The organism is Pseudomonas sp. P42 (genome assembly GCF_017973755.1).
Classification (GTDB): domain Bacteria; phylum Pseudomonadota; class Gammaproteobacteria; order Pseudomonadales; family Pseudomonadaceae; genus Aquipseudomonas; species Aquipseudomonas iridis.
Map to the genome: position 1 here is coordinate 208,190 of NZ_JACOPU010000003.1, position 24,667 is coordinate 232,856.

Below are 24,667 nucleotides of genomic sequence, written 5' to 3' on the forward strand. Positions count from 1 at the left end.
CGCCAGATTTTTACACTTTTTACAGAGACCCCGCATGAGACTGTCCCGCTTCTTTATCGATGCCCCGCTAAGCACCGGCCAACACGAATTGCCGGAAGCGCAGGCACATTACATCAGCCGCGTGCTGCGCATGGCCGAGGGCGATGCGGTGCAGATGTTCGACGGTTCCGGCCATGAGTTTCGCGGTTCCTTGCTGGAAGTCGGCAAGAAACGCGTAGTGGTGCAGATCGACGAACAGTTCGCCGGACAGATCGAATCACCGCTGCAAATCCATCTCGGCCAGGGCTTGTCCCGCGGCGAGCGGATGGACTGGGCGATCCAGAAAGCCACCGAACTGGGCGTCAATGAAATCACGCCGATCTTCAGCGATCGCTGTGAAGTTCGCCTCAAAGACGAGCGCGCTGACAAACGCCTGCAGCATTGGCGTCAGGTGGCGATCAGCGCATGTGAGCAATGTGGTCGTTCGCGGGTACCGGTGATTCACCCACCGGTACTGCTGGCGGACTGGATCAAGCAGACCGAAGCCGAGTTGAAACTGGTGCTGCACCCGGTGGCCGAGCCACTGGTGAGCCATGCCAAACCTTCGACACTGGCGTTTCTGATCGGGCCCGAGGGCGGCTTGTCCGAGGCCGAGGTCGAGCAGGCCAAGGGCAATGGTTTTCACGCTGCCCGCCTCGGACCGCGAGTGTTGCGCACCGAGACGGCGCCGGTGGTGGCGTTGGCGGTGGCCCAGCAACTTTGGGGTGATTTCTAGGACCCCAAAAGATCGCAGCCTGCGGCAGCTCCTACAGGGGTACGCATTCCAAATGTAGGAGCTGCCGCAGGCTGCGATCTTTTGATCTTGCTTCACAGGACGTAAAACATAATCGCGATAAAGTGCAGCAGACTCCCGGCAATCACAAACAAATGCCAGATCCCGTGCGCATGCCGCAGACGATGATCCAGGGCAAAAAAGATAATCCCCACGGTGTACAAAACCCCGCCCGTCGCCAGCCACGCGAAACCCGTCGCGCCCAACGCCGCCAGTAACGGCTTGACTGCCACCAGCACGATCCAGCCCATCACCGCATAGATCACGATGGACAGAATCCGCGCCTCGGAACGCGGTTTGATCTCTTGCAGAATGCCGATCAGCGCCAGCCCCCAGACAATCCCGAACAGCGTCCAGCCCCACACCCCGCGCAAGGTCACCAGGCAAAACGGCGTGTAGCTGCCGGCGATCAGCAGATAGATCGAGAAGTGATCGACCTTCTTCATGATCTCTTTCTTGCGCCCGCGCACGCTGTGGTACACGGTCGATGCGCTGTACAACACCAGCAGGGTAAACGCGTAAATCGCCACACTGACGATCTTCCATGGACTGCCATCGAGGCAGGCGATGACCAGCATCCACACACCACCGATAAAAGCCGCCACTGCCCCGACCAGATGCGTCCAGGCGTTCAATCGTTCTCCGTGATACATCTATTGCTCACCTCAAAATTCATTACCGCAGTGCGCAAGGCTCGGGCCTTGAGCGTAAAAGCGCAATGTTTCCGTTCAACATGAATCCGCGTAAGAGCTGCCGCAGGCTGCGATCTTTTGATCTTCAAAGGCAAAAGATCGCAGCCTGCGGCAGCTCCTACAAAGGGCCGCGTTTACCGTGCACAATCGGCCGATACCAAAAAGAGTCCGCGCCATGCTGATCGACGAAGAGTTGACCCTGAAAAAACTCGAGGTGTTCCTCGCTTTCATGCGCACCGGCAATCTCGCCCGTGCCGCTGCCGAGTTGCAGACCAGCAACGTCAGCGTGCACCGCGCGATTCACTCGCTGGAAAGCGCCCTGCGCTGCCCGCTGTTCAAACACGAAGGCCGCAACCTGACGCCGCTGGAAAGCGCCTATGTACTGGAGGAGCGCGCGCAGAAGCTGATCCAGGACGTGGTCGAAAGCGTACGCCTGACCCGCGAGGCCGCCGGGTTCTCCGCCGAACGCTTCAAGCTCGGCTCGCTGTATTCACTGACCGTGAAAACCGTGCCGCAACTGATCATGGGCCTGAAGATCCGCCGCAGCGAACTCAACATCGACCTGATTCTTGGCTCGAACATCGACCTGCTCTACAAGCTGAAAAACATGGAAATCGACGCGATTCTGGTGTCGCTGGACGACAGAATCAACGACCCGGATTGCGAGCAGATTGCACTGTTTTCCGATGACATTTTCCTCGCCACCCCTGCCGATTCAAGATTTGCCCAGCGCAGTGAAGTTGATCTGGCGGACGTACGCGATGAAACCTTTATCACCTTGACCCAGGGCTTCGCGACCCATCAGGACGGCAATCGGGTGTTCAAGCAGGCGGGGTTCGAGCCGAAGGTGGCGATGCAGGTGAATGACATCTTCACGCTGCTGAGCATGGTCAGTTCCGGCGTGGGTTATGCGTTGCTGCCGGGGCGGATTGCGGCGGTGTACGAGAACCGGGTCAAGCTGATTCCGCTGCAGGAAAAGTATCGGTTGCAGCAGCACATCGGCGTGGTGTTTTTGAAGGCCAAGGAGCGCGATCCGAATTTGCTCGCGTTGTTGGCGGAGTGTCGGATGTATGCGAATCGGCAGGCTGGGGTTTGACTGGGAGCAGATCAAGATCAAGAGCTACCCCCTCACCCCAGCCCTCTCCCCCAAGGGGGCGAGGGGGAAAGGGAGCTGATCGGGGGCTTTTCAGAACCGGAGTTCGACACAGAAATTTCAGGTCGATGCACCTTCAACATCCACCTCGGTCAGTCCCCTCTCCCTCCGGGCGGCCCGACGTTTCGGGAGGGTTAGGGTTTGCTTTTCAGGCGGCCGTTAACCCACCAACCCCCGCATCACCAAAAACAACACCGAAGGCCCAAGCAAACACCCAAGCGCGGTATAGAACGCCGCCGTCAGACAACCGTAAGGCACCAGCTTCGGATCCGTCGCCGCCAGCCCGCCAGCCACGCCACTGGAAGTGCCCATCAACCCGCCGAAGATCACCGCACTGCGCGGGTTGTTCAAGCCGATCATCGGCGCTACGAACGGCGTCATCACCATCACCAGAATGGCCTTGATCAACCCCGCGGCAATCGACAGCGCCATGACTTCAGAACTGGCACCAATCGCCGCACCGGTCACCGGGCCGACAATGTAAGTCACCGCCCCCGCGCCGATGGTGGTCAGGCTCACCGCATCGGTATAACCGAATGCCATCGCCACACCTACACCGGCGACAAACGACGTGCCCACCCCGACAAACAGCGCCAGTACACCGACAAACCCGGCCCGCTTGAGCTCTTCAACACTCACGCCGAACGCCGTGGCAACGATGGCGAAATCGCGCAGCATCGCTCCGCCCAGCAAACCGATACCGGACAACAGTGGAATATCCACCACGCCTTTCTGCCCACCGGTCAGCGCACCGCCAACGTAGGACAACACCAGCCCGAGCAGAATGGCGATCGCCGAACCGTGCAACCGGCCCTTGGTGAAGGTGTTGGACATCCAGTAGGACACCCACATGGTCAGGCCGACAATCAGGAAACCGCTGATCAGGCCGTAACCGGTGATGACTTTCATCAATGATTCGTACATGGCGATCACCCCACAGTCTTGGGTGGAATGACGGCGGTCGACTCCTTGTTACCAAGGCGTACCAGCACCGGCACCATGGCAAACGCAATCACCACAGCCAGCGTCCCCGCCAGAATCGCCATCGGCCCGCCCTTCAGTGCGCCGTAAACGTTTTGCTGCGCCGCCATGGCGACCACGATCGGAATGTAGATCGCACTCCAGAACTCGACTCCCTGTTCAGTCTTGCCCTTGAGCCAGCCGGTTTTGTTCAGATAACTGCCCAGGCCGATCAACAGCAGCATCGCAATGCCGACGCCGCCGACGTTGGCCGGCACGCCGATCAGCTTGCCGAGCAGTTCACCGACCCAGATACCCACCAGCGTACAAAAGGCGAGAAACGCCACACCGTAAATAATCATTGTTGTAGTCCTCAAAGTGCATCGTCGAATGTTGTTTTTGTTGTTCGAAGCTTGAGTCGGCGTTTTAGGTTCGGCGGCTACCCTCCTCACGCAACAGCGCCTGCAAGGTGTCGAGGCGAGCACTGTCGAAGGCAGTGACAGTGCCTGATTCGAACACCCGGCGCGCCAGCCCGGTCAGCACCGCACCGGGCGGCAGTTCGATCTGTAGCCGTACGCCGCGCTCGTAGGCGCTTTGCACGGTGCCGCGCCAGTCCACTACGCGGCACATGTTGAAAGCGAGGTCGTCGCGCAGGGCATCGACCTTAGTCACCGGGCGCGCCCGGCTGCCACTCAGGTAAGCGATTTTCGGAGTTTGCAGTTGTATTTTGGCGAAGGCTTCAGCGAGGGCCTGAGCCGGTTGATCCAGCAGCGGACAATGCGACGGCACGCTGACCGCCAGACGTTTCGCCAGCCCCGCGCCACGACTGCGCGCCAGTTCGGCAACCGCTTGCATCGCCTTGTCACTGCCAGCAATGACCACTTGGTTATCGGCGTTGATGTTGGCCAGATAAACCGGCGTTTCGGCGCTGTGAACCTGCACCAGCAACGCTTCGACTGTGGACAACTGCAAGCCGATAATCGCGGTCATGCCAAAGCCCTGTGGATAAGCCTGCTGCATCAACTCACCGCGCAGGCTGACCAGATGCAGTGCATCGCTGAAGCTCAAGGCACCCGCCACCACCGCTGCCGGGTAAGCGCCGATGGACAAACCTGCGACGTAATCCGCCGTGAGCCCGTGCTGCAGCAGTTGCCGCGAAGCGGCTGTGCCTGCGATCAACAGACACAACTGAACCGCCCTTGTCGTGCGCAACGCTTCGGCAGAATCGAGCAGCAACACGTTTTCGCCGAGCACATCGCTGGCCTCGACCAAGGTTTCCCGGGGCAACCGCTGGAGCATGCCCGGTTGCTGCGCGCCTTGGCCTGGGAACACCAAAAGGCTGCTCACGCTGCCTGCTCCTGCACATTCCATGGATCTGCCACCAGACACGCCTGATGGGCGTTTTTCAGCAGCACCCGCGCTGAGGGGCCAGCCCATTCGCGCAGGGCCACCGCGCCGAATGGCGTCTGCAATTGCATGTCGACCCGGCAGGCTGCCTGATCGAAAAGCGCTACCAGTTCGCGCGCCTGATTACGCGCCAACAGGTGCGGCGTACGCAGGATCAGATCGAGATCGCTGCCCTCATGCATCGCCGTAAAACCACTGGCCAGTTCAAACCCGGCACTGCCACTGACGCCCCAGACCCAACCGCACTCATCGAGCATCGGCCGCAACTGTTCGAGCGCGCGCAGGGCCGGCAGTTTGCGATCACTGTCGACATGACAAAGCGCTTCCGGACTGACCCGACAGGCAATCGAATCGACTGCCATGAACGCCGCCAACCGCTGCTCGCGCAAAACACCGCGCACGCCAACGGCAACAAAACCATCAGCGCTCATTGCCCGGCGCACCACCACCGGTTGCCCGACCTTGAGCGATTCAACCGCCCACTGCGGCGCATCCACCGGCAACTGCGCAGGCGTCATGCCCCAGAGCAGGTCGTGGGCCAGAGGCATGTTCACCACTGCGCCCTCAGCAGTTCGCGTACGCGGCTGGAAGCTTCACGATTGTTCGCACCGAGACGACCGCTCAGATCATTGCCGCTGACATCGTTGATCGCTTGGTTCAGGCATTCAGTCACCCGGGCCAGATCCTCGGCTGTCGGCTGTTCGATCTGCTGCACCGACAGGGTTTCCCAGAGCAAGCCGAGGCTGGCATAGCTGTCGATGTCATAAGCCATCGGCGGCACGCTGGCGGCCAGTGCTTCGAGTTCTTCGACGCTGCGCAACGTGACCCGCGCCGCCGAAGCCTTGCCCATCGCGTGCACCATCACGCCGGGATCGCGCAGGGCAATCAACCGGTTGGCCTGATAACCGTGGGCAAGAAACGCCCCGGACATCGCTTTGCCCACCAGAAGCCCAATCACCGGGTGCCCGGCCAAACGTGCGCGGGCATAACTGTCCGCAGCACCGGCCAAAGCCTGATGAATGCCCAGTGCTTCTTCGCGACGACCATAGGCCTGGCTGGGTACATCGACGATGGCGATCAGTGGGCGCTTCTGTGATTTGTCGCGGTCAGCCGTGATCGCGTCATCCACAGCCTTGGCCAAACCCCAGCCTTCCAACAGCCCGACTTCACCGTTTCGAGCACGGGGAAAGCGATTGTCCGGGTCAGCGACCACGGCGATAAAACGCCCGAGCTGGCCATCGGCAACTTTCAACGATGACGGCAACCCTTCGACCTCTACGGCGCCAGCGCTCAACGCGTTGAACCAGTTCAAACCGCGCACGGAATAGCTACTCATGAGCGCTCTCCTTGATACAGATCGCGAACCACCGAAGGCTCGATTTGCTTGTCAGTGTCGAGGCTGGCCAGACGCTGCAGGAACCACTCGGCGCGCTGACTGCGCGGTTGCGTCGGCAAATCTTGCTGCAACAGTTCACCGACCTGCTGACGAATCTGCGCCACATCATCGGCGACATAACGGTCCACCAACCCACTGGCGAAACGCTGCTCGCCACCGGTCAGGCTCCAGATAAATGGCCGGTCGCGAGAGTCGTATTCTTCGATCCCGGCTTCCTGCTCGATCACTTGCGGGCCGTTCAGGCCAAGGCGTGCTTCCTGGGTCACCAGCAGATAGCTGCACAGCGCAGCGGCAATCGACATGCCGCCAAAGCAACCCACGCTGCCCGCCACCACACCGACGACCGGTTGGTACTGCTGCAAATCGACAATTGCCGCGTGAATATCGGCAATCGCCGCCAAGCCGAGATTGGCTTCCTGCAAACGCACGCCACCGGTTTCCAGCAGCAATATGGCGCGGGTCGGGATGCCTTTGCGGTTGTCCTCGGCGGCCAGCTCCAGCGCGCCGGCAATCTTCGCCCCGCCGACTTCGCCGAGGCTGCCGCCCTGAAACGCGCCTTCGATGGCGGCGATCACCACCGGCAGGCCATCGACGCTGCCCTTGCCGATCACCACGCCGTCATCGGCCTGCGGCACCACGCCCTGGCGTTCAAGCCATGGCGACATGACGCGCTGGAACGGGTCAAGCAATTCGCGAAAGGTGCCGGCATCGAGCAAGGCTTTCGCCCGTTGCCGCGCGCCGAGTTCAACGAAGCTGTGTTTGTGCAAAAGCGCTGCGCTGTCAGTCATGGCCGATCTCCTCGAAACCTTGCTCCAGACGCAACCGCACCACACCCGGCGTCGCGCCGAAATCGTGGATATCGATGGCCATGGCGGGCGGCGTGGTGCCGTCGAACATCCGCGCAAACAAGTGCTGCCAGCGCTGCTGCGCGCCGTTGACCGAGGTCTGCACGTTGATCGTCAACTTGCCGGCCAGTCCCGGTTCGATCAGCACTTCCAGGTCGCCCGAGCCAACACAACCGACCAGCGCGCGACCGCGTGGCGGCTGCCCGGCAGGGAATTCAAACGATAGGGTTTCCATCAAAACGCTCCCTGAAAGAGGCCGTCGCGCTCGATTCGGTCGAGCAGTAGCGTGGCGGCGAGCAAGTCGGCGGCGCCACCGGGCGAGGCATTCAATGCGATGAGTTGTTGATCCAGTTCGTGCAGTCGACGGCGGCCGGTGAGGCTGGCGCTACCGCCGGCATCCAGCACCGCTTGCGCGCCTTGCTGCATGGCTTGCAACCCCGCTTCGCCGGCGCGATAGAGCACGCAGGTGTCAGCCAGGTCAGTCATGATCGCCAGCAAAGCGTCGAGCCGGGCGTTCTGTTCGCCGTGACCACGGGCGCGACTGCTTTTGAGTTGCGGCAAGCCACGTTGCAGCACCGACGGAAAACCCAGTTGCGCTTCTTCGCGAGCACCGCGTGCGCCGTACCGCAGTGCGACTTGCGCGCCGTGACTTAGCGGGCGCGGTGCATAGCGATCATCGAGCAGCGCCAGACGTGCGGCCCTCACGGAAACTGTACCGACCGTGCTGGATTTCGCGTCCAGTGCCGCCGCTGACACGATCAGGCCCAACGCCCAGATCGCGCCGCGATGGGTATTCACGCCGTGAGTGGTCGCGAGCATCGCTTGCTCGCCTTCACGGCCAATCCGACCAACCGCTTCGCGCAACGGCAAACCGACTTCGCCAATGTCGACAGCCGCTTCGGCCATCTCCTTGAACGCTGGCCACAACGACAGCGCCGAAGCGTGCATCAGGCCCAGGTGCAGATCGGTGTGCGCGCCGTTGCCACGACGATCCACCAGTGCCGGTTTCGGGGACAGATCCGCTTCGTCGATCAATGCGTCGACCGCCAGATCCGCCAGTCGCTCGGCCAGGCTCAGAGGTTTCGTTTGCAGGTTGAATGCGTGCATTACCAGCTCCTGAACTTGGCGGGCGGGTTGTAGAGGCCGCCGGACCACTCGACCAGATCGGCCACGCTCTTCGCCGCCAGCAGTTCGCGGGTGGCGTCAGTGCGACGGATGCCGAGGTCTTCGGGCAAGGCGATCAAGCCCTCGCGGCGCATGCGCTCGGTGTCTTTGGGGTTGTGGCGCAGGCCAATGGCGGTGACGCCCGCAACAGCTGCGATCATCGCTTGGCGCTCTTCCAGCGAACGCGCTTTATAGAGGTAAGCGATGCCTTCTTCGGTCAGCAGGTGGGTCACGTCGTCGCCGTAAATCATGATCGGCGCCAGCGGCATGCCGCTCTTCTTCGCCACTTCCACCGCATCGAGGGTTTCGACGAAGGTCGGTTTGCCGCCCTCCTGGAACGTCTCGACCATTTGCACCACGAGTTTCTTGCCGCGTTCGAGCATCGGTTGCTGCGAGTCGTCGTGGCGCATATCGAGCCATGCAGGCGTGCCGTGGCGGCGGCCACGCGGGTCGTGGCCCATGTTCGGTGCGCCACCGAAACCGGCGAGTCGGCCACGGGTAACGGTGGAAGAATGGCCGTCTCCATCGACCTGCAATGTCGCGCCGATAAACAGATCCACCGCGTACTGCCCGGCCAGTTGGCAGAACATCCGGTTGGAACGCAGCGAGCCGTCGCGACCGGTGAAGAACACGTCTGGCCGGGCGGCGATGTAATTTTCCATGCCCAGTTCGGTGCCGAAGCAATGCACGCTTTCAACCCAGCCACTTTCAATCGCCGGGATCAGCGTCGGGTGCGGGTTGAGCGTCCAGTTGCGGCAGATCTTGCCCTTGAGGCCAAGGGATTCGCCGTAGGTCGGCAGGATCAGTTCGATGGCCGCGGTGTTGAAACCGATGCCGTGGTTGAGCGACTGCACGTTGTGTTTTTCGTAGATGCCGCGGATCGCCATCATCGCCATCAACACATGCACAGGCTTGATGTGACGCGGGTCGCGGGTGAACAGCGGTTCGATGTAGAACGGCTTGTCGGCCACCACCACAAAATCGACCCATGACGCAGGAATGTCCACGCGGGGCAGTTCGCTGACATCGTCGACCAGTTGATTGACCTGGACGATGACGATGCCGTCGCTGAACGCTGCCGGTTCGATAAGCGCCGGGGTGTCTTCGGTGCTTGGGCCGGTATAGATGTTGCCGGCACGGTCGGCCATGAATCCGGCCGAGAGCACGACGTTGGGAATCAGGTCCACCACCAGCCGTGCGTAGAGTTCGATGTAGGTGTGGATCGCGCCGACTTCCAGCAACCCGTCCTCAAGCAACTGACTGATGCGCAGGCTCTGGGTGCCGGCGAAGGAGAAATCCAGCTTGCGAGCGATGCCGCGTTCGAACAGGTCGAGGTGCTCGGAGCGGCCGACGCTGGGCATGATCATGTGCAGGTTGTGGAGCTTTTCGGGATCAGCCTTGGCGAGAGAGCGAGAGAGGAAGTCCGCCTGCTTCTGGTTATTGCCCTCCAGCACTACACGGTCGCCGGGCAGGATCAACGCCTCAAGCGCCGCGACGATCTTGTCGGTGGGCAACACCACACCGTCGGCCAGCCCACGCACCTTGTCGAGACGGCGCTGCTTCTCATCGCGCCGCCGCGTCCAGCGCGAGTCGGGGGAAATTGTTGTTGTCATGCTCACTCCACGGGTTCGCTGTCGTGGAGCTAAGTTAGGCGTGTGGAATGGGTCCATCAATCAAGCAGGGTGGTGAATCATTACGCTTGGCGTAATGATCAAGAACACCCTCACCCTAGCCCTCTCCCGGAGGGAGAGGGGACCGATTGGGGGATGCTCAAGAAATACGCTGACCTGATTGTGCTTTACCGAATCCATAATCGACCGGGTTTTCAGGTCGGTGCATAACGCCAGACACTGCGATCGGCCCCGTCTCCCTCCGGGAGAGGGCTGGGGTGAGGGGCTTTTGGCTTACTCGGTTGGCACTAACCTGTCCAGCACCCGATTGACCGCCAGCTCCGCCAGCATTACCACTTGCGCGATACCTTGCAGGGTTTTGCGGTGGGTGCCTTCGACCATCGCCACATGGTTGTGCAGCATGACGGTGGCCGAGCCGAGGGTTTCGCTGGCGTCGGCCAGCAGTGACTCGGTATCAGCTTCGGGGTCTGTCATGTACAGCTTGTTGGGCTTGTAGGGTGCGGCCATGATTTCGGCGGTCGGTGGGCCGAGGTAATGGTCGAGGGCGCGCTCGGCGGCTTCGTGGAGTTTCTTGGAATCGGGCGATTCGTAGGGGGATGCCGGGTCTGTGACCGGCGGGTTAGGCGTTGGTTTGAACATGGGGATGAACCTCTGTGAGGCCGCACCATCCCGCTGCTAAACGATAGGGTGGCGGCTGTGCGCAAGTTAGCAGACCGGTCAAACCCCAACCCGGCGCACCCGAAGGCGCCATGCGCACAGCCACCATCAAGTACAGGCGAATGCCTGACTGGATGAGATTTGTGCAACCGAGGTAAGGACGAGCCGGGCTGCTAAACCCGATCACTGCGAATCAGTGACCCGATCCAAGTTACGCAGCCAGCCCTGGGCGCACAAGCCGGCGGATTCTGGTGCATGCGTAGGCAGCGGCGCAAGGATTTGTAGGCTCCTGGGCGTAACACCGAGTGTCTTTAAACATCAGCGCCGGAAAGGGTTTATTGCACTACAGAAGTTGCGGATTTGCCTGTCGGCATCTGGCCACGCGACTGGCCTCATCGCTGGCAAGCCAGCTCCCACAGGGTTTTGTGTGGTTCACAAGATTCGAATACAACTCGGACACTGTGGGAGCTGGCTTGCCAGCGATAGGGCCATTCAGAGCACCACAAATGCTGGATCAATGGACAAGCCCCGCCTCCACCAACAACTGCTCAAGTGCCAACAAATCCGGCACCTTCGCCACCTGCTCCCCCACCTGCACCGCTGCCTGCTCCAGCGCACACAACGGCACATCAACGTAACTCAACTGACTGTCGAGTTTGTAAGACCGAGGAATCCCCTGCACCAGCAGCGCAATGAACTTGAGCTCCGGCAGCCCGCCCAGCGCATTGAGAATCACGATCCGCGCCCGCTCGCCAATCACGATTTTTTGCCCGCAGGCAGATTCAAAACTCAACAGCGGAATCTGCCGCTCACGCCACATCACCCGCCCCAGATACCACGGCGGCGTATCCAGATCGAAGGCGCTGGCCTGATAGTCGATCAGCTCCGCGACTGCCACGTTCGGCAGGATCAAATTGCGATCCGCCAGCGGCAGCAGCAGCCCGGTAAGTTGGCTGGTGCGCGGGTTGTGCCGGCGCTCATGCATGTTTCTTGCTCCAGTGGGCAATGCTTTCGAGCAGCACCGATTCCTGATACGGCTTGCCGAGGTAGTCGTTGACGCCGATGGCCATGGCGCGGTCGCGGTGTTTCTGCCCGGTGCGCGAGGTGATCATGATGATCGGCAGGTGTTGCAGACGTTCGTCGTTGCGCACCTGGGTCGCCACTTCGAAACCGTCCATGCGCGGCATTTCGATGTCGAGCAGCATCAGGTCGGGCATGTGTTCTTCGAGCAGGAGCATGGCGTCGACACCATCCTTGGCGGTCAGTACGTTCATGCCGTGGCGCTCAAGCAAACGGCTGGTGACCTTGCGTACCGTCACCGAGTCGTCGACCACCATCACCAGCAGCGGTTTCTGCGACTCGCTGTCGATTTCCGGGCGCGTCGGATGCTGCGTAACGCGCGCCTGCATCGCGCGGATCGGCGCGAGCAAATCAAGAATCAACACGACCCGACCATCACCGAGAATCGTCGCGCCGGACACACCCTGCACCGCCGCGAACTGCGCGCCGAGGCTCTTCACCACAATCTCTCGAGTACCCGCCATGGCATCAACCTGCACCGCAATGTGCCGATCGTTGTAATGCACCAGCAGCACCGGCAATGGCAGATTCTGGCCGAGCAGTTTCGGCCGTGGCGCGGTTTTCAGCAGTTCGCCCAGATAGCACAACTCATAGCGTTGGCCGCCGTACTGATAACTCGGCGGGTCGAGACGGAAATGTCCTTCGAGGTCATTCGGCAAGACACGGACGATGCCTTCAATGGTGTTCAGCGGAATCGCGTATTGATCCTCTGCGCACTGCACCATCAACGCGCGATTGACGGACACCGTGAACGGCAAACGGATGCGGAAGTGCACGCCCTGCCCCGGCACCGAGTCGATGCTCATGCTGCCGCCCAGTTGGCGGACCTCCTCGTGAACCACGTCCATGCCGACGCCACGCCCGGAAATCTGGGTAATTTTTTCGGCGGTGGAAAACCCCGGCTGAAGGATGAACTGCAACACATCGCGGTCGCTGATCTCGGCGTTGGGGGCCAGCAAGCCGCGCTTTATCGCCTTGCGCCGCACGGCTTCCAGCGGCACACCCGCGCCATCGTCGCGAATGTCGAAAACGATGTCGCCACCCTCGCGCGACAGGTCGAGGCTGATTTGTCCTTGCGTCGGTTTCCCGCAGGCCTGGCGTACCTCGGCAGATTCCAGACCATGGTCGACGGCGTTGCGCAGCATGTGTTCCAGCGGCGCGACCATGCGCTCGAGGACGTTGCGGTCCATCTCGCCTTCGGCATTGCCGACGACGAACGCAACGTCCTTGTTCAGCTCTTCAGCCACCTGACGGACGATACGTTTGAGGCGCGGCAACAGACGTTCGAAAGGCACCATGCGTGTACGCATCAGGCCTTCCTGCAATTCGGTGTTGATCCGTCCCTGTTGTTGCAGCAGGTTCTCGGCGTCGTGGTTGCGTCGGTCGAGGGTTTCCTTGAGGTCGAGCAAGTCCGAGGCGGATTCGAACAGCGCTCGCGACAGTTGCTGCAACTGCGAATGACGGTCCATTTCCAGCGGATCGAATTCTTCATAGCCAAGGCGCTCGGCATCGACCTGCTGCCGGCTGAGAATCCGTCCCTGGGTTTCGGTGTCGAGGCGACGCAGTTGATCGCGCATACGCTCGATGGTGGTTTCCATCTCGTTGAGCGCTATCTGCGCGTCGTTGACTTGCTGTTCGATACGCCCGCGGAAAATCGAGGTTTCCCCGGCCAGGTTGACCAGTTCGTCGAGCAGTTCGGCGGAGACCTTGACCATGTCAGCGCTGGCGTCGACGGCAGGTGGCGCGGCCTCGGTCTTGACCGCAAGCGGCAACGGCGGCGGGGTTTCCAGCGTCGCTGGATGACTGAAATTCTGAATCGCATTGATCAGCCGATCCGCCGGCGGGCACGGTTGCCCGGCGCGCACGGCGTCGAGCATTTGCGCCAGTCGGTCGTGGCCGCGCTGGACCAATGCGAACAACTCGGTCGACGCTTGTAACGTGCCGGCGGAGAGACTTTCGTAAAGGTATTCCAGCTCATGGGCAAGGTCGCCGATCGGGCCGATCTCGACCATCCGCGCGCCGCCCTTGAGGGTGTGCAGATCGCGCAGCAGGGTTTCCACTTCCTGGCGATTGCCCGGTTCGGCCTGCCAACGCAGTAGCGCGGCGCCGGAGTTTTCGATGATGTCGAAACCTTCTTCGAGGAAGATTTCCAGCAACTCCGGATCGTGCCCGGCACCTTCGTGATCGACGGCAGGTTGCGCCGTTTCGACGCTGGCGCACGAATCTTGGCGAAACTGCCGAATCGCCTCAATCAGATCCTGCGCCGGGTTCAGCGGCTGATGGTCTTGCAGCTGTTCCAGCAGCAGCGCCAAACGCTCATGGCTCTTGTGCAGCAAGCGACCGAGGGCTTCGCTGTGGCTGTGGCGCCGATCAACCAGGCCTTCGTAAAGGCTTTCCAACTCTTGGGCCAGATCCCCAATGGCTTCGACTTCAGCCATCCGCGCACCGCCCTTGAGGGTGTGCAAATCGCGCTGCAACGAGGACAGCGGCGCGGCGTTGTCCGGGTCGTTCAACCAGCGCTGCAAGGCTTGCCCGGCGCTGTCGAGAATGTCCACGGCCTCTTCGAGGAAGATGTCGACGATCTCGTCGTCCGGCGCTGGGATAGACGTGGATTGTGCAAGCTCAGCGGTCGCGGCGCCCAGTTCGCGGATGCTCAAGGTGCGGCTGCCGTCGCTGCGGATCAGGCCCATGGACGAGGGATCGAGACTCTCATCGAGCAAGTCGTGCAACGCACGAATCCGCGCAGGCTGCGGCGTGACTTCCTGGCCCGCGGCCAGCTCGTCGAGCATGTTGATCAGCGCTTCGTGGGCGTTTTGCGCTTCGTGGAAGAACCGGTCGCTGACCGCCAGGCTGCTTTCTTCCACGGCGCCATACAGGTCGAGCAAGGCTTCGCACAACACATCGACCGGCAGCAGATCCGCCAGGTGCGCGCCTTCGCCGAGGGTGGTCAGTTCATCCAGCAGCGCGCTCAATTCCTGCCGTTCGCCGGGGTGTTGCTGCCAGCGCTGCAAGAGGCTTTCGGCGTCGAGCAGGATATCCATGCCTTGCGCAAGAAAGTTGTTGATCAGTTGCGGATCACGCTTGATCCGCAGGCCGGTGTTCGGCGCATTGAGGATCGATTCCAGACGCTCGGCGAGCAGCGCTTCGGTGCGTTTGATCAGTGACTGCGCGCCGACAATCGGCGCCAGCGGATCATGCTTGAGCTGACGTAATCCGACACGGAACAGGCCCTCGGCTTCGAGGAGCAATTCCACTTCATCGAGGTCGAGCGGCAGTTGATGCGCCTTGAACTCTCGGGCCAGTTGATCGAGCGGCGCAGCCAGTTCGGCAATCGGCAACACACCCGCCATCGACGCGCTGCCCTTGAGCGTGTGCAAGGCGCGCTGCAATTCGTCGCTGGCTTGCAGCGGCACGTGTTCAGCGGCCTGATCGAGAAAGCGGTTGAGGCTGGCGAGATGGGTTTCGGCTTCGTTGCGGAAGATCTCCAGCAACAATGGATCGAGCGCCGCGACGTCATCAACGTCCTCGGCGGCCCGTGGTTCGTCGCCCTTGGCCAAGGCATGGGCGCGCGCGGCGAGTTGATCGACATCGCTGCGCTGACGCTGGCGATTAGTGGCGAATTCGCTGATCAGTTCCGGCAGCAACAACACCGTGTCGGTCAGCAGTTGCTGGACCACCGAACCGGGTTCGACGCTTTGTTCCAGCACGCGGTTGAGCAGGTTTTCCACGGCCCACGCCAGTTCGCCGAGAATCAGCGCACGCACCATGCGACCGCTGCCTTTCAAGGTGTGGAAGGCGCGGCGCAGTTCGGTCAGCGCGGCGTGATCCTGCGGATTGGCCGACCAGCGCGGCAGGTATTCGTGAAGGACTTCGAGGACCTCGTCGGTCTCTTCGAGGAACACTTCGCGCAGCTCGTCATCCACCGGTTCTTCATCCGCCGGTGGCGGCATCAGGCTGCCGGGCGTGATCCGCGCGGGCGGGTTGAGCACCGACACCGGGCTGGCCAGGACCTCGGCCAGCGACTGTACAATTTCAGGATCGTCCAGCGACTGCGCGTCCTGCATCACCAGTGCTTCGCTGGGACTGAGCACGTCGTCGAGCACCGGTACATGGACCTCACCGGGCTGCTCGCTGGGAAAGAAACCGAGGCTGGCGAGACTCTTCTGTGCGATATCCAGCAGTTGCTCGCCGGGCGCCAGCGGGTCGTCGGTCAAGCGTTCCAGATAGTACTCAAGACTGCTGATGACATCGGCCAGGTTGTCCAACTGCTCCCAGCCAGGCTCATGCGGATCGAGCAGCAGGTGTTCGCGAATAAAACCGTTGCAGGCCTCGACCAGACTCGCCGCACGCGCAAGCGGAATCATCGCCAGCGCCCCACGCACCTGAGTGAGCAGCGCCGGCAGCGGTTGCAGCTGCTGGCGGTCCCAATCGGCGTCGATGTAGTCGACGATCATGTCCTTGGCCTGTTGCAGGCAGATGCGTGCTTCCTTGATCACGATCTGATGAATCTGCGTGAGGTCGGTGGTCGGCAGGCGCGCGTCTTCCGGACTTTCCGGTTCGACGGTGCCGACCATCCCGGCCAGGGTCGCTTCGACGTAGAGCAAGGCACCGGCGACGTCCATCAGAACCGCGTCGTTCGGTTCACGCTGGCCTTGGGCGATGCTCAAGACCACCGCCAATTGGTCGATGATGACTTTGCGCGGTTGGCCGAAACCGAGCACGGCCAGGGTATCGGCGATCTGCCGCAATGGTGCCAGCAGACTTTCCAGATCGGACGTATGTTGGCGGTCGCTGCGCACGAACAGGTCGAGCCGCTCTTTGACCCGCACCAGTTCTTCGCACAGTGCCGCGAGCACCGAGCGCATCGCATCGCGGTCGGGACCGGCCAGGCGCGCGCGCTCTTCGTCGACCATCGCGCTGTCGGGCAGAGCATCATCCAGCGAGTAGCGATCTTTCATGGTCAGCATCTGCCCGGTGGGATTTTCGGCTTTGGCGATATAGAACAACAGGCTTTTGAGCAGCTCCGCAGGAGGCGGCTGATTGAGCCCTTGCAGGCCTTGTTCGAGCAGGCGCTTGAGCTCTTTGTCGGCATCCTTGAACAGGCTGCGTAGCGCCGGGCTGTTGGCGATCACACCCTCACGCATACCTTCGACCAATGCCGATGCAACTTGCCACAACGGACTCAACGGCGCATCGCCGCTTAGCGCCTGGAGACGGCTGAAGACCTTGGCCAGATAATCGAGGTGAGTGTGATCATCCTGTTCACGCAGCAACCCGACCAGCGCCATTTGCAGCGTCTGGCGCAACTTGCGCAGTACGCTCGGCAGTTCGGCCGGTTCTAGCAGCGCCAGCGCCTCTTCACTCAGCGGCGCCAGTTCCGGCAGTTGCGGGCTGAACAGGCTGGTTTCCGAGAGCAGGCTTTCACCACGGGCGCTGCGCAAATCATTGATCAGCGGCAAGACCACCAACGGCAGATCGCGACGGGCGCTCTGCACACGCTCAAGGTAAATCGGCAATTGCCCCAAGGCTTGTAACAACAGGTGCAGAGCTTCGTCGCGATGGCTGACGCGCTCGTGCTGGAGGGCTTCGACCAGATGTTCCATTTCTTCGGCGAGCAACGCCGCGCCGTAGAACTCGACCATCTGCAAACTGCCGTGGACCTGATGGATGTAACTCAGGCACTCGTCGAGCCCGGGAAAGGCCTGCGGATCATCGAGCACGGCTTCGATCGCCTGATGCGCCTGTTTCAGCGTTTCGGCAATTTCGCCCTTGACCCATTCGAGGGCCACGTAATCGTGCCGATCACCCATAACCGCTCCAATCACACTTTATCCGTCGCCGACGCGGACGCCGCCGGCAAGGTGAAACCGGACACCGAACGGCGCAACTGACCGGCCATTTTCGCCAGGTTGCCGATGCTTTCGGCGGTGGCCGTGGAGCCGGACGACGTCTGCGACGTGATCTGCTGGATCACGTTCATGGTCAGGGAAATCTGCCCCGCCGAAGACGTCTGCTGTTGCGCCGCGTTGGAGATGCTTTGAATCAGCGCCGCGAGCGTCTTGGATACGCCTTCGATTTCTTCCAGTGCCACACCGGCATCCTGCGCCAGTCGCGCGCCGCGCACCACTTCGGTGGTGGTCTGTTCCATCGAAATGACGGCTTCGTTGGTGTCGGTCTGAATCGCCCGCACCAGGGTTTCGATCTGGCGTGTAGCGGCAGATGAACGCTCGGCCAAGCGCTGCACTTCGTCGGCGACCACGGCAAATCCGCGCCCGGCATCCCCGGCCATCGACGCCTGAATGGCGGCGTTGAGGGCGAGGATGTTGGTCTGGTCGGCAATGTCGTCGATCAGGCTGACGATGTCGCCGATTTCCTGAGACGACTCACCGAGACGCTTGATGCGTTTGGCGGTGTCCTGAATCTGTTCACGAATGTTGTCCATGCCGTGGATGGTGTTGTGCACCACCTCGTTGCCCTTGTTGGCGATTTCCACGGAACGCTCGGCCACCGCCGAGGATTCGGCAGCGTTGGCCGACACCTGATCGATGGACTGGGCCATATCGCTGATCGCCGTCGACGCTTCAGAAATCTGCTGGGCCTGATGTTCCGAGGCCTGGGCCAGATGCATGGCAGTGGCCTGGGTTTCCTGCACAGCGGCGGCGACCTGGCCGGCGGTGAGGTTGATGGTCGCCACCAGATCGCGCAGTTGGTCGACGGAATAGTTGATCGAGTCGGCAATGGTGCCGGTGAAGTCTTCGGTCACCGAAGCGGTCACGGTCAGGTCGCCATCGGCGAGATCTTCGATTTCATCGAGCAAACGCATGATCGCGTTCTGGTTGCGCTCGTTCTTTTCCGCCGTTTCGCGCAGTTGCCGATTGGTCTCGCGCACCATCACCAGACCGATGAGGATGATCGAGGCCAGCGCCAGCAAGCCGAGCACGTAGCCGCCGATGGTGTCGGTGCTGCGCCCGCCGGCCAGGTTTTCGAAACCGTTGGCCAGGTGCGAGGCTTCGTCGAGCAGGGTTTGCGAGAGGCTGAAGATGTTGCTGGCCGACTCACGGACCTTGAACAGCTCCGGTGAGGTTTCGAGGATTTCATCCACAGAGCCGGAGACGAACTGGAACAGCTCGGAGATTTCACTCAGGCGAGCACGGGCGTCGCGGTCTTCGACCTGGCTGATTTTCAGCGCCGGGTTGCCCTGGAGCATGCCATTGAGCACCTGACCGAAACGCGTGGCATCGCGGCCGAAGGCGTCCGCGGCTTGTTGCGAATTTTCGTCGCCAGCGAGCACGGTGTTGACCGCCCCGAGGATGCGTTCAGCCAACAGCGATTGACGCTGGGCCATCGCCACTTGCGCTGCGGGGGCGCCGCGCTGGAGGAGGATTTCGACGACTTTTTCGTATTCGATCTGCAACTGCGGCACGGTTTCGGCCAGGGTCGCGGCGACCTGATGCAGCGACAGCACGGTCTGTTCGCTGGAAAGAATGGCGTCGGTGTTTTTCAGCAGGCGTTCCCAATCGAGCTGCACGGCGCGCATTTCCGGGCGCACGGTGGACGGCGCCGGCGGCAGGCCGGTGGCCGGGTCGCCTTTTTTCAGGTAACCCCAGCGCTGGGCGAAATCGTTGCGGGCGTCACTCAGCAGTTTGAACGCGGCAGCCTTGCCGGCGGCGGCTTCGGTGGCGTTCTTGGCGATGCGTTGCGAGAGCACGCGCAGCTCACCGGCATGGCCGATGTACTGTTTATCGTAATTCGCCTGGGTGTTGAGGTACGCGAAGTTGGCGAACAACAGCATGATGAACACGATCAATGCAATGAACAGCACGACGATCTGCGAGCGACTGCGCGATCCCTCTGCTGACTTGCCTGTTTTTGCTTTTGTCATCGGTCCTCGCCTATTCCCGCGCCATTTGAAGCTCACCGAAAACCCTGTGGGAGCGGGCTTGCCCGCGATGAGGCCGGCACATCCGACATCTATAGCGACTGATCTGATGCCATCGCGGGCAAGCCCGCTCCCACAGGGTTGGGTGGCGTTTCGACTAAATTGCTACGCTCATGAACACCGGGGATCTGGCCAGCGCAAACAAACTGAACACCCGCCAGTTCTGCTCGCGCCGGAAATAGCCTTTGACGAACTCGGCCTTCGAGCCCTGGCGTTTGCTGATCGACAGCGGTTCAAAACTGTCTTGTTCGAAGTGCTGCAAGCCGATGACTTCATCGACCATCAACCCGGCAAACACCTCCTCATGCTCGACCACCAATACCCGCCGCTGTTTGCGTAGCGGTGACAGTTCATGCCCGAAGAAACCGCACAGGTCCATGATCGGCAGCAAGCGGCCACGCAGGTTGGCCACACCCTTGACCCACGGTTTGACTCCGGGCAATTGGGTGAAGCGCGGTTCGTGCAGCACCTCGCTGACTTCGCCCATCGGCGCGACATACCAGTGTTCGCCGAGGCGAAACCCGATACCGCTCCAGCGATCCTGGCGCGCGGGTTGCGACGGCAGGTCCGCCGCCAACAAGCGGCAGCGCTGGTCGATCTGCCAGAGCAGTTCGAACGCAGTCAGTGTTTCGCTCATGGCTGCGCGATCAACCGTTCAGCACGTTGTTCAGGGTTTTGATCAGAGTGTCTTCGTCGACCGGCTTGGTCAGGTAATCCTTGGCGCCCTGGCGGGTGCCCCAGACCTTGTCGGTATCCTGATCCTTGGTGGTGATGATGATCACCGGGATATGCCCGGTTTCCGGATCCTTGGTCAACTGACGAGTCGCCTGAAAACCATTGAGGCCGGGCATGACGATGTCCATCAGCACCGCGTCGGGTTTTTCCTGACGGGCCAGTGCGACGCCGTCGGCGCCGTTTTCGGCCTTGAGCACTTGATGGCCGTGCTTTTCGAGCATGCCGGTCAGTTTGTACATTTCAGTCGGCGAATCATCGACGATCAGGATACGTGCCATGGTCTTCCCCATTTTTCTTGTCGACACCCGGCCCGTTGGCCGAGCGTCTCAGTGCTTTTCTTACTGCGGCAAAACGGCGGCGAAGCCCGGAACATGGGCCTGGATCGCGCTGAGCAGTTCTTCCTTGCTGAACGGTTTGGTCAAAAATTGATCGGAGCCGACAATCCGCCCCTTGGCCTTGTCGAACAACCCGTCCCGGGACGACAGCATGATCACCGGCGTGGCCTTGAACGCATTGTTGTTCTTGATTAAAGCGCAGGTCTGATAACCATCCAGACGCGGCATCATGATGTCGACGAAAATGATCCCGGGGTGGTTGTCGGCGATCTTCGCCAAAGCGTCGAAACCGTCGATTGCCGTGATGACTTCGCAACCGACATTCTTCAACAAGGTTTCGGCGGTACGGCGAATCGTTTTCGAGTCGTCGATCACCATGACCTTCAAGGCGCTGGACTGCTGTTCCATAAGAGGGCTCTACCGTCGCCTTTGCGAATCAAATTGTCCGTTTTGCTATCAGTAATGGCCGGAAACCCTTGATGTTCAAGGGCCGGCACTGCATGGCAGCCTTTTTAGCACAGTCTCCAGATGCAATCTATCGACGGGTTTTCCCTTGACCGAAAACCCTGCCGGCGCCACTCTGGCGGCACTTTTTTCATACCGATCCGGTAGCCAATTTTCGAGGAAAACCCAATGAGCGTTCGCGTCGGGATTGTCATGGACCCTATCGCCAGCATCTCCTATAAAAAGGATAGCTCGCTGGCCATGCTGCTGGCCGCGCAGAAGCGCGGCTGGGAACTGTTCTATATGGAACAGCGCGACCTGTATCAAGGTGAAGGTCAGGCACGGGCGCGCATGAAGCCGCTGAAAGTCTTCGCCAACCCGGAAAAATGGTTCGAACTGGACGCCGAGCAGGACAACCTGCTGAGCGATCTGGACGTGATCCTGATGCGCAAGGATCCGCCGTTCGACATGGAGTTCGTTTACTCCACCTACCTGCTTGAACAGGCCGAAACCGCTGGCGTGCTGGTGGTCAACAAGCCGCAGAGCCTGCGCGACTGCAACGAAAAGCTGTTCGCCACACTGTTCCCGCAGTGCACGCCGCCAACCGTGGTCAGCCGCCGCGCCGATGTGTTGCGCGAATTTGCCGCGAAACACGGCGACGTCATCCTCAAACCGCTGGACGGCATGGGCGGCACTTCGATCTTCCGTCACCGCGCTGGCGATCCGAACCTGTCGGTGATTCTGGAAACCCTGACCGCCCTCGGCGGCCAGCAGATCATGGGCCAGGCCTATCTGCCGGCGATCAAGGACGGCGACAAGCGCATCCTGATGATCGACGGTGAGCCGGTGGATTATTGCCTGGCACGGATTCCGGCCCAGGGCGAAACCCGTGGCAACCTGGCGGCTGGCGGCCGCGGTGAAGCCCGTCCGTTGACCGACAAGGATCGCTGGATCGCTGCTCAAGTCGGCCCGACCTTGCGTGAAAAAGGCCTGCTGTTCGTTGGCCTCGATGTGATCGGCGAGCATCTGACCGAAATCAACGTCACCAGCCCGACCTGCATCCGTGAAATCGACAACGCTTTCGGCACCGACATTGGCGGGATGCTCATGGATGCTATTGAAAAGCAGCTGCAAGCTTCTAGCCGCAAGCCACAAGCCTGACGGCCAGCTCGAAACTTGCAGCTGCTCCTCTGCAGCTTGTCGCTTACAGCTTGAAGCTTGCAGCTAAAAACCAACATTGCGTTATCATGCCGTGCCTTTAAAAACGCGATGTTGGTTTTTCTGTCATGACCCTCCCGTCCGATCTGCCCGCTGAACTCGCCCATCGTGGCGTGCGCCCGGCCGATCGCCTCGGATTTACCCTGTTCCTCGCCGCGCTGATTCATTTGGCGCTGCTGCTCGGCGTCGGTTTCACGATGGTCGAGCCGAAACAGATCAGCAAAACCCTGGAAATTACCCTCGCCACCTTCAAGAGCGAAAAGAAGCCCGAAAAAGCTGACTTTCTCGCTCAGGAAAATCAGGAAGGCAGCGGCACGCTGGACAAGAAGGCGACGCCGAAGACCACCGAGATCGCGCCGTTCCAGGACAATCAGGTCAAAAAAGTCACGCCGCCACCGGCCGCCAAGCCGCAAGTGCAAGCCGCGCCCAAGGCTGCCGTGACTACTGTTGCGCCGACGCCGAAAAAGGCGCCGACCAAGAAAGAAGAAACCAAAACCGAAGTCAAACCGTCGGTCGACGCGCCGACGTTCGACAGCTCGCAGCTGTCCAGCGACATCGCCAGCCTTGAAGCCGAGCTGGCCAAGGAACAACAGCTGTACGCCAAGCGCCCGCGAATCCACCGTTTGAGCGCTGCCTCGACCATGCGCGACAAGGGTGCCTGGTACAAAGACGACTGGCGCAAGAAGGTCGAACGTATCGGCAACCTCAACTACCCCGAGGAAGCACGGCGCAAGCAGATCTACGGCAATTTGCGCCTGATGGTGTCGATCAACCGCGACGGCTCGCTGTATGAAGTGCTGGTGCTGGAATCGTCCGGCCAGCCGCTACTGGATCAGGCCGCGCAGCGCATCGTGCGACTGGCGGCGCCGTTTGCACCGTTTACCGGGGATCTGTCGGATATCGACCGACTGGAAATCATCCGCACCTGGAAATTCGCCCGGGGCGACAAGCTGTCAAGTAATTAAAGAACACCGTAGAACCCTGTGGGAGCGGGCTTGCCCGCGATGGGGCCGGCACATGCGGCATTGATCGTGACTGACACGACGCCATCGCGGGCAAGCCCGCTCCCACAAAGATCAGCATCGCTCACGGCTTTTGCAGCATTTCCCAGACATCCTCAGCTTGTCAGTTCGCCCCTTGAACGCCACACTAGCGCACATGAAAAACGTCAGCCCCAGCTACCTCAAGCATCAATTCCTGATCGCCATGCCACACATGGCCGACCCGAACTTTGCCCATACCTTGACCTACATCGTCGAGCACACGGCCAATGGCGCCATGGGGATCGTGGTCAATCGACCGCAAGAGCTGAATCTGGCTGACATCCTCGAGCAATTGCGCCCGGACATCGATCCGCCGGCCCTCTGCCAGCATGTGCCGATCTTCATCGGCGGGCCGGTACAGACCGATCGTGGTTTTGTTCTGCACCCGGCGGGCAAGACCTTCCAGGCCACCGCCGAGCTTGAGGGCGACCTGGCACTGTCCACCTCGCAGGACGTGCTGTTCGCCATCGCTGACGGCATGGGCCCGGAAAAAAGCCTGATCGCGCTGGGCTACGCCGGTTGGGAAGCCGGGCAACTGGAGGCCGAAATGGCCGACAACGCCTGGCTGACCTGCCCGTACGACGCCGACATCCTGTTCAACACCCGCAGCGAACTGCGTCTGGAAGCGGCGGCCAAGCACTTGGGGATCAACCTCAACCTGCTGACCAGCCAGGCAGGGCACGCCTGATGGCCCTGCGCCTGATTCTCGGCTTCGACTACGGCACCAAACAGATCGGCGTAGCGGTCGGTCAGGTGATCACCGGCCAGGCCCGCGAGCTGTGCACCTTGAAAGCGCAGAACGGTGTTCCTGACTGGAACCAGGTCGAAGCGCTTATAAAGGAATGGAAACCCGACGCCGTCGTCGTCGGCCTGCCGTTGAACATGGACGGCACACCCAGCGACATGTGCGTGCGCGCCGAGAAATTCGCCCGCCGCCTCAACGGCCGCTACAACCTGCCCTTCTATACCCACGATGAACGCCTGACCACGTTCGAAGCCAAGGGCGAGCGCCTGGCACGTGGCGGTCAGAAGGGCAGTTACCGCGACAACCCGGTGGACGCCATCGCTGCCGCTCTGCTGTTGCAGGGCTGGCTCGATGAAAACACTGCTTTATTTGAATCCTGACAAGCGCTACGGCGCTTTTCTTTTGGCTAAAA

The 24,667-nt window shown here is 61.1% G+C and carries 23 protein-coding genes; 6 read left to right on the forward strand and 17 right to left on the reverse strand.

Annotated features, from left to right (window positions below; all coding sequences use genetic code 11):
• Positions 1-34: 34 nt before the first annotated feature.
• The gene (locus H8B20_RS10300; protein ID WP_210623078.1) at positions 35-754 is read left to right on the forward strand and encodes a 16S rRNA (uracil(1498)-N(3))-methyltransferase; all 720 of its coding nucleotides are present in this window, start codon (positions 35-37) and stop codon (positions 752-754) included.
• Positions 755-846: 92 nt separating this feature from the next.
• Here H8B20_RS10300 and trhA read toward each other — a convergent pair whose 3' ends face one another.
• The gene (gene trhA, locus H8B20_RS10305) at positions 847-1,464 is read right to left on the reverse strand and encodes a PAQR family membrane homeostasis protein TrhA (RefSeq protein ID WP_115147123.1); all 618 of its coding nucleotides are present in this window, start codon (positions 1,462-1,464) and stop codon (positions 847-849) included.
• A 214-nt stretch (positions 1,465-1,678) separates the two neighbouring features.
• On the opposite strand from trhA, the gene H8B20_RS10310 reads away from it, so the two are divergent.
• The gene (locus H8B20_RS10310; protein WP_210623079.1) at positions 1,679-2,599 is read left to right on the forward strand and encodes a LysR family transcriptional regulator; all 921 of its coding nucleotides are present in this window, start codon (positions 1,679-1,681) and stop codon (positions 2,597-2,599) included.
• A 216-nt stretch (positions 2,600-2,815) separates the two neighbouring features.
• Here H8B20_RS10310 and madM read toward each other — a convergent pair whose 3' ends face one another.
• The 16 genes from madM to pilG form a co-directional block, all read right to left on the reverse strand.
• Complete coding sequence (gene madM, locus H8B20_RS10315) at positions 2,816-3,580, reverse strand: malonate transporter subunit MadM (RefSeq protein WP_042562233.1); 765 nt, start codon at positions 3,578-3,580, stop codon at positions 2,816-2,818.
• A gap of 5 nt (positions 3,581-3,585) precedes the next feature.
• Positions 3,586-3,978, reverse strand: a complete 393-nt coding sequence (gene madL / locus H8B20_RS10320; protein WP_042561520.1) for a malonate transporter subunit MadL — start codon at positions 3,976-3,978, stop codon at positions 3,586-3,588.
• Between the two features lie 64 nt (positions 3,979-4,042).
• The gene (gene mdcH / locus H8B20_RS10325; protein WP_210623080.1) at positions 4,043-4,963 is read right to left on the reverse strand and encodes a malonate decarboxylase subunit epsilon; all 921 of its coding nucleotides are present in this window, start codon (positions 4,961-4,963) and stop codon (positions 4,043-4,045) included.
• Entirely contained in the window at positions 4,960-5,580 is a 621-nt protein-coding gene (locus H8B20_RS10330) for a malonate decarboxylase holo-ACP synthase (protein WP_210623081.1), read from the reverse strand. The genes mdcH and H8B20_RS10330 overlap by 4 nt, the downstream gene beginning before the upstream one ends.
• Entirely contained in the window at positions 5,574-6,359 is a 786-nt protein-coding gene (gene mdcE, locus H8B20_RS10335) for a biotin-independent malonate decarboxylase subunit gamma (protein WP_210623082.1), read from the reverse strand. The genes H8B20_RS10330 and mdcE overlap by 7 nt, the downstream gene beginning before the upstream one ends.
• Positions 6,356-7,207, reverse strand: a complete 852-nt coding sequence (locus H8B20_RS10340; protein ID WP_210623083.1) for a biotin-independent malonate decarboxylase subunit beta — start codon at positions 7,205-7,207, stop codon at positions 6,356-6,358. The genes mdcE and H8B20_RS10340 overlap by 4 nt, the downstream gene beginning before the upstream one ends.
• Positions 7,200-7,499, reverse strand: a complete 300-nt coding sequence (locus tag H8B20_RS10345) for a malonate decarboxylase subunit delta (protein ID WP_003229075.1) — start codon at positions 7,497-7,499, stop codon at positions 7,200-7,202. Before H8B20_RS10345 ends, H8B20_RS10340 begins: the two co-directional genes overlap by 8 nt.
• Positions 7,499-8,371 carry a triphosphoribosyl-dephospho-CoA synthase gene (locus H8B20_RS10350; protein WP_210623084.1) on the reverse strand — a complete coding sequence of 291 codons (873 nt, stop codon included), beginning with the start codon at positions 8,369-8,371 and terminating at the stop codon, positions 7,499-7,501. The genes H8B20_RS10345 and H8B20_RS10350 overlap by 1 nt, the downstream gene beginning before the upstream one ends.
• The gene (gene mdcA, locus H8B20_RS10355) at positions 8,371-10,041 is read right to left on the reverse strand and encodes a malonate decarboxylase subunit alpha (protein WP_115147116.1); all 1,671 of its coding nucleotides are present in this window, start codon (positions 10,039-10,041) and stop codon (positions 8,371-8,373) included. The genes H8B20_RS10350 and mdcA overlap by 1 nt, the downstream gene beginning before the upstream one ends.
• Before the next feature lie 291 nt (positions 10,042-10,332).
• The gene (locus H8B20_RS10360) at positions 10,333-10,698 is read right to left on the reverse strand and encodes a DUF6124 family protein (protein ID WP_210623085.1); all 366 of its coding nucleotides are present in this window, start codon (positions 10,696-10,698) and stop codon (positions 10,333-10,335) included.
• Between the two features lie 532 nt (positions 10,699-11,230).
• The gene (locus H8B20_RS10365) at positions 11,231-11,701 is read right to left on the reverse strand and encodes a chemotaxis protein CheW (RefSeq protein ID WP_200616848.1); all 471 of its coding nucleotides are present in this window, start codon (positions 11,699-11,701) and stop codon (positions 11,231-11,233) included.
• The gene (locus H8B20_RS10370) at positions 11,694-17,606 is read right to left on the reverse strand and encodes an Hpt domain-containing protein (RefSeq protein WP_210623086.1); all 5,913 of its coding nucleotides are present in this window, start codon (positions 17,604-17,606) and stop codon (positions 11,694-11,696) included. Before H8B20_RS10370 ends, H8B20_RS10365 begins: the two co-directional genes overlap by 8 nt.
• Before the next feature lie 11 nt (positions 17,607-17,617).
• A complete protein-coding gene (locus H8B20_RS10375; RefSeq protein WP_210623087.1) occupies positions 17,618-19,678 on the reverse strand; it encodes a methyl-accepting chemotaxis protein in 2,061 nt (686 codons plus the stop codon).
• Positions 19,679-19,832: 154 nt separating this feature from the next.
• Complete coding sequence (locus H8B20_RS10380) at positions 19,833-20,372, reverse strand: chemotaxis protein CheW (protein ID WP_150593608.1); 540 nt, start codon at positions 20,370-20,372, stop codon at positions 19,833-19,835.
• A 10-nt stretch (positions 20,373-20,382) separates the two neighbouring features.
• Positions 20,383-20,748, reverse strand: a complete 366-nt coding sequence (gene pilH, locus H8B20_RS10385) for a twitching motility response regulator PilH (RefSeq protein WP_042561532.1) — start codon at positions 20,746-20,748, stop codon at positions 20,383-20,385.
• Positions 20,749-20,808: 60 nt separating this feature from the next.
• Positions 20,809-21,213: a twitching motility response regulator PilG gene (gene pilG / locus H8B20_RS10390; RefSeq protein ID WP_042561533.1), complete on the reverse strand. Its 405-nt coding sequence runs from the start codon at positions 21,211-21,213 to the stop codon at positions 20,809-20,811.
• A 225-nt stretch (positions 21,214-21,438) separates the two neighbouring features.
• On the opposite strand from pilG, the gene gshB reads away from it, so the two are divergent.
• The 4 genes from gshB (at position 21,439) to ruvX (ending at position 24,635) form a co-directional block, all read left to right on the forward strand.
• Positions 21,439-22,410 carry a glutathione synthase gene (gshB, locus tag H8B20_RS10395; RefSeq protein WP_210623088.1) on the forward strand — a complete coding sequence of 324 codons (972 nt, stop codon included), beginning with the start codon at positions 21,439-21,441 and terminating at the stop codon, positions 22,408-22,410.
• A gap of 125 nt (positions 22,411-22,535) precedes the next feature.
• The gene (locus tag H8B20_RS10400) at positions 22,536-23,432 is read left to right on the forward strand and encodes an energy transducer TonB (RefSeq protein ID WP_210623089.1); all 897 of its coding nucleotides are present in this window, start codon (positions 22,536-22,538) and stop codon (positions 23,430-23,432) included.
• A gap of 193 nt (positions 23,433-23,625) precedes the next feature.
• Positions 23,626-24,198, forward strand: coding sequence for a YqgE/AlgH family protein (locus H8B20_RS10405; RefSeq protein ID WP_210623090.1), 573 nt, complete (start codon positions 23,626-23,628; stop codon positions 24,196-24,198).
• Positions 24,198-24,635 (forward strand): Holliday junction resolvase RuvX, encoded by a 438-nt coding sequence (gene ruvX, locus H8B20_RS10410; protein WP_042561537.1) that lies wholly within the window; start codon positions 24,198-24,200, stop codon positions 24,633-24,635. Before H8B20_RS10405 ends, ruvX begins: the two co-directional genes overlap by 1 nt.
• Positions 24,636-24,667 lie beyond the last annotated feature (32 nt).